This window comes from Pseudomonas sp. AFG_SD02_1510_Pfu_092, from assembly GCF_003331055.1.
Taxonomy (GTDB): domain Bacteria; phylum Pseudomonadota; class Gammaproteobacteria; order Pseudomonadales; family Pseudomonadaceae; genus Aquipseudomonas.
This window is the reverse complement of sequence record NZ_PUQD01000012.1, coordinates 86,814-94,348: the sequence shown is the minus strand read 5'-3', so window position 1 is coordinate 94,348 and position 7,535 is coordinate 86,814. Positions and strand designations below refer to the sequence as shown.

Genomic DNA, 7,535 nt, shown 5'->3' with positions numbered 1-7,535 from the left:
AAACCCCCCCCCCCCCCCCCCCCCCCCCCCCCCCCCCCCCCCCCCCCCCCCCCCCCCCCCCCCCCCCCCCCCCCCCCCCCCCCCCCCCCCCCCCCGGCCCCCCCCCCCCCCCCCCCCCCCCCCCCCCCCCCCCCCCCCCCCCCCCCCCGCCTGGGCCGGTCTGGGGGGGGGGGGGGCCGCCCGGCGATTGGACTGCGCAGCAGCCCTCGGCTACCCGCCAGGCACCAATCGCAAGGTGCTCTGCGCCGGAATCACCCCCATCTGTGCCTTCTGGTACTGGCCCTGCACATACCCCTCGGCCTGGTCCGAATAGTGGCGATCAAACGGCACGCCACTCTGCCCGACCGGGTTGCTGGTCAGCGCCTGCCCGGCATCGGCAAAATCGATCAGCCGCCGCGTCGACGGCCCGTAGGTTACCGGCCACGGCGCCGGGCCGATCTTCGCTGACAGGTTGTTCGGCACTTCATGGGTACCGGGCGCAGCGAACGGCCCGACGTTGAACAACAGGTTCAGTGGCTTTTTCACCCCAAGCGGGTGGTTGTGGGTCAGGGTGTGGGCCTTGCCCCACTGCCAGCTGGCCGGGTCGCTGCCCAGCGTGTCACGCAGATGCTTCAGGCTGTTCCGCCACGCCGTGCGCACGACCGCAGTGCGATCGGTACGCTGGTTGCCACCGCGGGTGTTCCACCAGGGCGAATCGGCATCCGCCGCCAGGCGTGGCAGCGCGGCGTCGATGACGCGGGTGCTGATCAGCACCGGGAACCAGATGTCACCCAGTTCGTCATGCAGCGCCGCGAACGCCAGTTCGTAGAGGAACTGGTTGAACAGCGTGGCACTGGTCGAGTCGATGGGGTAGCCGCCGCCCCAGGCGGCCAGTTGCTCGACCAGTTCCTTCTCCTCATCACCTTCGGCCACTGCGCGCAGCGTTGCCAGCAGCGGTGCGAGGGTGCGCGGGCCATGATCGCTGGCAGTGTCCAGCTGCAGCGCCTGGCTGTTTTGGGTATCCCACTTCACATCGGGATTGGCCAGGTGGCGGTCAAGCTGGCGGCCTCGGTCCGGCAGGTTGTAGTAACCGGGTATCGGCACCGCCGACGGAGGCTGGTAGTTGGCCGAGACAATGTAGCCGCGCGGCGGGTTCTCCTGTTGCGGGTTGACGCTGAAGGGGTAGAAGCCAAGCTTGTCGGCCTGCGCACTGGCCCCGTCGAGGATGAACGCCGGATCGACCCCGTCGGGGCGGATCGGCAACTGCGCCGCCGCCCACCAGCCAATATCGCCACGGGCATTGGCCCAGACCAGGTTCAGCCCAGGCGCATGGACCTTGGCGGCGGCCTCGCGCATCTTGCCGAGGGTATCGGCGCGGTTGAGCTGGTAGAAGCCGTCGAGGATCGGGTTTTCGGTTTCCAGGAAGGCCCACCACATGGCGATTGGCGTAGGCCCGGCGCTGGCGCCCAGCACGTCGTTGACGATCGGGCCGTGGGCGGAGCGGCGCAGGTTGATCGTGACCGGCGCTTCGCCTTTGACGGCGATCTGCTGCTCGGTCTTTTCCAGCGCCTGCCATTTGCCATCGACCATCACTTGGTTGGCATCGGCCGGGTTGGTGCGCTCGGCGATCAGGTCGACGTCGTCGTTCTGGAACATGGTCAGGCTCCAGCCGAAGTCGCGGTTATGGCCGAGCAGGGCGAACGGGTTGAGCGCCTGGAAGTAGCCATACAGGTTGAAACCGGGCGCCGAGAGTTCGGCCTCGTACCACACGGCCGGCACCGCGAAACCGATGTGCGGGTCGCCGGCCAGCAGCGGCCTGCCACTGCGGGTGCGGCTGCCGGCCACGGCCCAGGCGTTGCTGCCTTCGAATTGCGCAATGCCCGCATCGCCCAGTGCTTCATGGCTGAGGCGGGCGAGGGCTTCCAGGCTTTGCCAGTCGGCAGCGGCCAATGGAGTACCGAGCGCGCCCTCGGGCTGCCAGGCGAGATCGAAGATGTTCAGGTACTCAGGGCCGAGCTGGTCGCGGATGTAGGTTAGGGCGGGCTCGGTGCGAAACGCGGCGGCGAAACTGTAGGCCAGGTAACCGGCGATGCTCAGGGTGTCCTCGGCGGTGAAAGGGCGTGGCGTGATGCCGAGCAGGTCGAACTCCATGGGCTTGGGGTGGCTGGCCTGCCAGCTGTTGACCCCATCGAGGTACGCTTGCAGGGCCTGCGATGCCGGTGATTGCGGGTCCTGGCTCGCGGCCATCCGTGCCGCCTGTTCGCGGATGCGCAGGCTGCGGAACAGGGTATCGGTGGGCAGCAGCTTGTCGCCCAGCACCTCGGCCAGCTCGCCCCGGGCCAGGCGGCGCAGGATCTCCATCTGGAACAGCCGGTCCTGGGCATGCACATAGCCCAGGGCACGGTACAGGTCCGGCTCGCTCTGCGCCTGCAGGTGCGGCACGCCGCGGGCGTCATAGCGCACGCTGACCGGCGCCTGCAGGCCGGCGATGGCCACCTCGCCCTCGCGCTGCGGCAGCTTGCCCTGTACGTACCAGTAACCGGCGCCGGCGGCCACGATCACGACCACGGCCAGCAGGGTCAGGCTGCGCTTCATGCAGGCTCCTTGTGCGTTCACGCGAAAAATGTGGTCCGATCATGGGCGGATTCGCGAACAGAGCATAGCCCCAGGAAGGAGTTTCCATGTCCATCAGCGAAAAACAGAAAATGCTCAGCGGCCAGCTCTACCATGCTGGCTGCCCCGAGCTGCAGGCCGAGCAGATCGCCAACAAGCACTGGATGCACCGCTACAACAACAGCGTCGAACTGCTCAACGACGCGCGCCATGGGCTGCTGGCCGAGCACTTTGGCCAGGTGGGCGAAGGCGCGGTGATCCGCCCGCCGTTCTATTGCGACTATGGCTACAACATCAGTGTCGGGCGCAATACCTTCATGAATTTCAACTGCGTGATCCTCGATGTGCTGCCGGTGCGTATCGGCGACGACTGCCAGATCGGCCCCAACGTGCAGATCTATACCGCCGACCACCCGCTGGACCCCGAGGTGCGCCGCACCGGGCTGGAGAGCGGTCGGCCGGTGACCATTGGCGACAACGTGTGGATTGGTGGCGGGGCAATCATCCTGCCGGGGGTGACCATTGGTGATAACGCCGTGGTAGGTGCCGGTAGCGTGGTGACCCGTGACGTGCCGGCAGGCGCGGTGGTGGTGGGCAACCCTGCGCGAGTGCGTCAGCCTGCCCAGGGGCAGTAGCAGCCCACCGCCAGGGTATTGGAGGCACTCACCTGGCGGCCGTCGAGTAGCGCCTTGAGGATCGGTTCGATGAAGCTGTTGCTGGCATTGCACACCGCGCCTTCGCTGTACGGGCCGAAGTAGGCCAGGTGGCCCTGCCGGTCCCAGATGGCCACCGCCGGGGAAGCGGGCAGCTGCTCGCTGCCGGGCAGGGTGGCGATCGGTTGCAGGCTGGCGAGGTTGGCGGGCAGCCGGCCGTGGCTGCCGGGCTTCTGCACGATATGGAAAGACACATCCTTGTCGGCGAACTGGGTAAGCAGGTCGCCCAGGTGCTGCTGGTTACCGACATTGCATGGGCAGGCCGGGTCCCAGAAGTGCACCACTCGGATCGGGCCAGGACCGGCCAGCTCTGGGGGCAGTTGCAGTTGGCTGCCGTCGAACAGCGTGGCCTGGTTGGCGAACGGGCGCAGGTAGCGGGCCTGGAAGGAGGTGTAGGCCTGCCAGACCAACGTGGTGCAGAGCAGCACGGCGAGGGCGATCAGGACGGGTTTGGCAAGGCGGGTCGGCATGGATGTCCGTGGGATTCTTGTGGTGGGTTCACTGGCCCTATCGCCGGCAAGCCAGCTCCCACAGGGATTCCACCAGGCCTGAGGCCTGTAGGCAACCTGTGGAAGCTGGCTTGCCGGCGATAGGGCCGGTACAGGTGACACATAGTCCAAGCTTGCCACGACGCCGGCCAGAGCTGAATATCCCAGATCAATACTTGCTTCGCTGTGGATGTACCGATGCCCGCTGCCTTTCACCCCGACCTCCTGCGCACCAGCCTGGCGCCGTTCACCGCTCGCCAGCCGCTGTCGGCGCAAGCGCAGGATTACCAGCGCTTCTATGGCCTGAACCTGCCGGCCCACAGCTGGCTGGGCGGCTTTCAGGCCGCAGGGTTCGACCTGGTCGGGCAGGCCTGGCTACCCGAGCAGGCAAACGCGACGCTGTTCCTGCTGCACGGTTACTACGACCACATGGGCCTGTACCGGCATGTGATCGAGTGGGCGCTGAAACAGGGGTTCGCGGTGATCAGCTGCGATCTGCCCGGGCACGGGCTGTCCAGCGGCGAGCGGGCCAGCATCAGCGATTTCGCGGTGTACCAGCAGGTTCTGCAGGCCTTGTTCGAGCAGGCGCGCACGCTGCAACTGCCACAACCCTGGCACCTGTGCGGGCAGAGTACCGGTGGCGCGATTGCCGTGGATCATCTGCTGCACCAGGGCGCTCGCAGCCCCATCGATGGCCAGGTCATTCTGTTGGCGCCGCTGGTGCGGCCCTGTGCCTGGCGCTGGTCGAAGTTGAGTTATCGGGTGCTGCGTCACTTCGTCAACGGTATTGACCGGCGCTTCAGCGAGAACACCAACGACCCTGGCTTCCTGCCGTTTCTCGAGGCGGACCCGCTGCAACCGCGTCGCCTGCCAACCGCCTGGGTAGGCGCCTTGATCGCCTGGGTCAAACGCATCGAGGCCGCGCCGCGCAGTACGCGGCGGCCGTTGATCGTGCAGGGGGAAGCGGATGGCACGGTGGACTGGCCGTACAACCTCGAAGTGCTCAAGGCCAAGTTCGCCGAACCGCAGATTCTGCTGCTGCCCGACGCTCGCCACCATCTGGCCAACGAACTGCCGGGCATTCGCCAGCGCTACTTCGACTTCATCGACCAGCGCCTGGGCTGATCACTTGAGCTCGTTGGTGCTCTGGCCCACTGCCAGGCCGGCGCGCACGGCGGCCAGGGCTGCCTGGTAGTAAGCCTTGCCGTCGGCTGACTCGGCAAAGGTGGCGAACTGTTCCAGCTCGGCGTCAGTCAAGTCGCGGTAGACGTACAGCAAGGTGTTGTCGAGGTCTTCGCCGATCTGGTTCATCAGGCGCTGGCGCTGGCCGTCGAGCAGGCCTTGGGCCTGGCCGCCACCGAACAGGCCGGGGATCATCGAACTGAGGCTGTCGGCCGCTACGCCGGCGATGGCCAGGCTGACTTCGGCCCCGGCCTCGCGCGCTGGCAGGGCCTGGGCCAGGTGGCCGATGATCAGCAGGCGGTCGTCGCTGGCCTGGATTTTCGGCAGGCCCTTGGCGTTCCTGGCCAGTTCATCCTTGCGGGTGGCCTTGAGCTCGGCGGCCACCACCTTGCGACCCAGCGGCGACTGGAAGAACGCCAGCGCCGGTGTTGGGTTGGCCAGGGTCGCGCGCAGCTTGGCCTGGGCGCGACGGTCCACCGCCTGGGCCTGGAAGCGCTGGTTGCTGTTGTTGACCAGCGCCTGGTAGACGGCGGGTGGCAAACTGTTGCGGTAGCGCTGCTGGGCGGCGGTCAGGGCATCGGTGAAATGGGCGCGCTGGTCGGGCCAGCCGGCGGCCTTGTACAGTTGATCCAGGTTGTCTGCCCAGACAGGCACGGTGCAGATCATCAGCAGAATCAGGGAAAACAGACGGCGCATTCAGGACTCCTGTCGGCAGGTGGCTATTGTCTGTGGCCCAGTGTCGGTTTGTCGAGATATCCGCGTGGTTCTCGGCCAAGTGGCGCTGTGCGCCGGCATGGCTAATGGATATGATGCGCGCCATGCACATCTCCCCTGAACACCCGATGCTTGCGGCCGTCGTCGACGATCTGGCCACCCATGGCTGGTCCCAGCAGGCGCTGTTCGTGCCTGCCGACCTGGTGCGCGCGCTGGCGGCCGAATGCCGGCGCCGCGATGCCGATGGCCAACTCAACCCCGCCGGGGTTGGGCGCGGTGCGGCGCAGGAGGTGCGCGAGGCTATCCGCGGCGACCAGATCCAGTGGATCGACCCTGGGCAAGCCGCAGCCTGCGACCAGTACCTGGCCGCCATGGACCAGCTGCGCCAGGCCATCAACCAGGGCTTGTTCCTGGGGCTGGAAGACTTCGAATGCCATTTTGCCCTGTACCCACCGGGGGCGTTCTATCGCCGCCACCTGGACCGCTTCCGCGACGATGACCGACGGATGGTGTCGGCGGTGCTGTACCTCAATGAAGGCTGGCAGCCACAGGACGGTGGCCAGTTGCGCATGTTCCTGGCCGACGGTGTCGAACACGATGTCGAGCCGGTAGCGGGCTGCCTGGTGGTGTTCCTGTCGGGCGAGGTGCCTCACGAAGTGTTGCCGGCAGGGCGTGAGCGGCTGTCGTTGACCGGCTGGTTCCGGCGCCGTGGCAATGACCCGTTCTGATTTGCCCAAGGTGCTGGTCAGCGCCTGCCTGCTGGGGCAGCCGGTGCGTTATGACGGCCGTGCCAGTGGCCACCCCGACCTGTTGCAGCGCTGGCAGGCCCAAGGGTATGTGGTGCCGCTGTGCCCGGAGGTGGCGGGTGGCTTGCCGACCCCACGGCCGCCGGCAGAGATAGCGGGCGGGCAGGGGGCCTCGGTGCTCGACGGTAGCGTGCAGGTGCTGACGGTGACCGGCGAGGATGTCAGCGCCGCGTTTCTGGCCGGGGCGCAGCAGGCGCTGGCGCTGGTGCGCGAGCATGGCATTCGCGTGGCGGTGCTGAAGGCTGGCAGCCCTTCGTGTGGCAACCGTTTGACCTATGACGGCACGTTCAGTGGCGTGAAGGTGGCGGGGCAGGGGGTGACCACGGCGTTGCTGCGGCGCGCTGGGGTGCAGGTGTTCAGCGAGCTGGAACTGGAGCAGGCGCAGCGGGCCCTGGAGTAATCCTGTACCGGCCCTTTCGCGGGTGAACCCGCTCCCACAGGGTAGTCACCAGCCCCAGACTTTGTGATGAACCTGTGGGAGCGGGTTTACCCGCGAAGAGCCAGCCCAGGTTACAAGAACCTATTGTTCGGCCGCCGTCGCCGGCACAGCCTTGAACCACTTCTGCTCCAGCTCGGCAGTGCGCCCGCTGTCCTTGAGCCGTTGCAGGGCATTGTTCACCGCGCTTTCGAACGCCGGGTTGTCCTTCTGGAACGGGATCACCAGCTGCTTCTCGCCAAACGGCAAGCTCACATCGAGCGGGCCGTCGCCCTTGGGCGATTCGCTCGACGGGGTCACCGCGATATCGAACTTGCCGCTCTCGACACCGGGCAGTACTTCTGGCGCCGGGGCTTCGATGAACTCGGCGCGCAGGTCCAGCTCCCGGGCCAGTTCCTGGCCGAAGTCGACCTCGAAGCCGGTCAGGTGGTCATTTTCCTTGAAGGCGTACGGCGAGTTGTCTGCCTGTACGGCAATGCGCAGTTCGCCCCGGTCGGCAATTTCGTCTATCAGCTCGGCCTGAGCCAATGGCGTGATCAGTACCGCCAGCAGTACCGCTATGGTCGAACGCATGAGCGCCCCCTCTCCTTTGGCAAATGAAAAA

General features: G+C 66.9%; 8 protein-coding genes. 4 read left to right on the top strand and 4 right to left on the bottom strand.

Features of this window, described 5'->3' with window-relative positions; all coding sequences use genetic code 11:
* Positions 1-210 precede the first annotated feature (210 nt).
* Positions 211-2,574 carry a penicillin acylase family protein gene (locus C6A77_RS08420; RefSeq protein ID WP_114169035.1) on the bottom strand — a complete coding sequence of 788 codons (2,364 nt, stop codon included), beginning with the start codon at positions 2,572-2,574 and terminating at the stop codon, positions 211-213.
* 86 nt (positions 2,575-2,660) lie between these two features.
* On the opposite strand from C6A77_RS08420, the gene C6A77_RS08415 reads away from it, so the two are divergent.
* Positions 2,661-3,227 carry a sugar O-acetyltransferase gene (locus C6A77_RS08415; protein WP_114169034.1) on the top strand — a complete coding sequence of 189 codons (567 nt, stop codon included), beginning with the start codon at positions 2,661-2,663 and terminating at the stop codon, positions 3,225-3,227.
* Here C6A77_RS08415 and C6A77_RS08410 read toward each other — a convergent pair.
* The gene (locus tag C6A77_RS08410; protein ID WP_114169033.1) at positions 3,206-3,775 is read right to left on the bottom strand and encodes a DUF6436 domain-containing protein; all 570 of its coding nucleotides are present in this window, start codon (positions 3,773-3,775) and stop codon (positions 3,206-3,208) included. The two genes, C6A77_RS08415 and C6A77_RS08410, sit on opposite strands and share 22 nt — an antisense overlap.
* A gap of 216 nt (positions 3,776-3,991) precedes the next feature.
* Between C6A77_RS08410 and C6A77_RS08400 the strand changes: the two genes are divergently transcribed.
* Complete coding sequence (locus C6A77_RS08400; protein WP_114169031.1) at positions 3,992-4,918, top strand: alpha/beta hydrolase; 927 nt, start codon at positions 3,992-3,994, stop codon at positions 4,916-4,918.
* On the opposite strand, the gene C6A77_RS08395 is transcribed toward C6A77_RS08400, so the two are convergent.
* Entirely contained in the window at positions 4,919-5,671 is a 753-nt protein-coding gene (locus tag C6A77_RS08395) for a DUF2059 domain-containing protein (RefSeq protein ID WP_114169030.1), read from the bottom strand.
* Between the two features lie 113 nt (positions 5,672-5,784).
* On the opposite strand from C6A77_RS08395, the gene C6A77_RS08390 reads away from it, so the two are divergent.
* Positions 5,785-6,417, top strand: coding sequence for a 2OG-Fe(II) oxygenase (locus C6A77_RS08390; RefSeq protein ID WP_114169038.1), 633 nt, complete (start codon positions 5,785-5,787; stop codon positions 6,415-6,417).
* The gene (locus C6A77_RS08385) at positions 6,404-6,895 is read left to right on the top strand and encodes a DUF523 domain-containing protein (protein WP_114169029.1); all 492 of its coding nucleotides are present in this window, start codon (positions 6,404-6,406) and stop codon (positions 6,893-6,895) included. Before C6A77_RS08390 ends, C6A77_RS08385 begins: the two co-directional genes overlap by 14 nt.
* Before the next feature lie 120 nt (positions 6,896-7,015).
* On the opposite strand, the gene C6A77_RS08380 is transcribed toward C6A77_RS08385, so the two are convergent.
* The gene (locus tag C6A77_RS08380; protein WP_114169028.1) at positions 7,016-7,504 is read right to left on the bottom strand and encodes a transporter substrate-binding domain-containing protein; all 489 of its coding nucleotides are present in this window, start codon (positions 7,502-7,504) and stop codon (positions 7,016-7,018) included.
* Between the last annotated feature and the right edge of the window lie 31 nt (positions 7,505-7,535).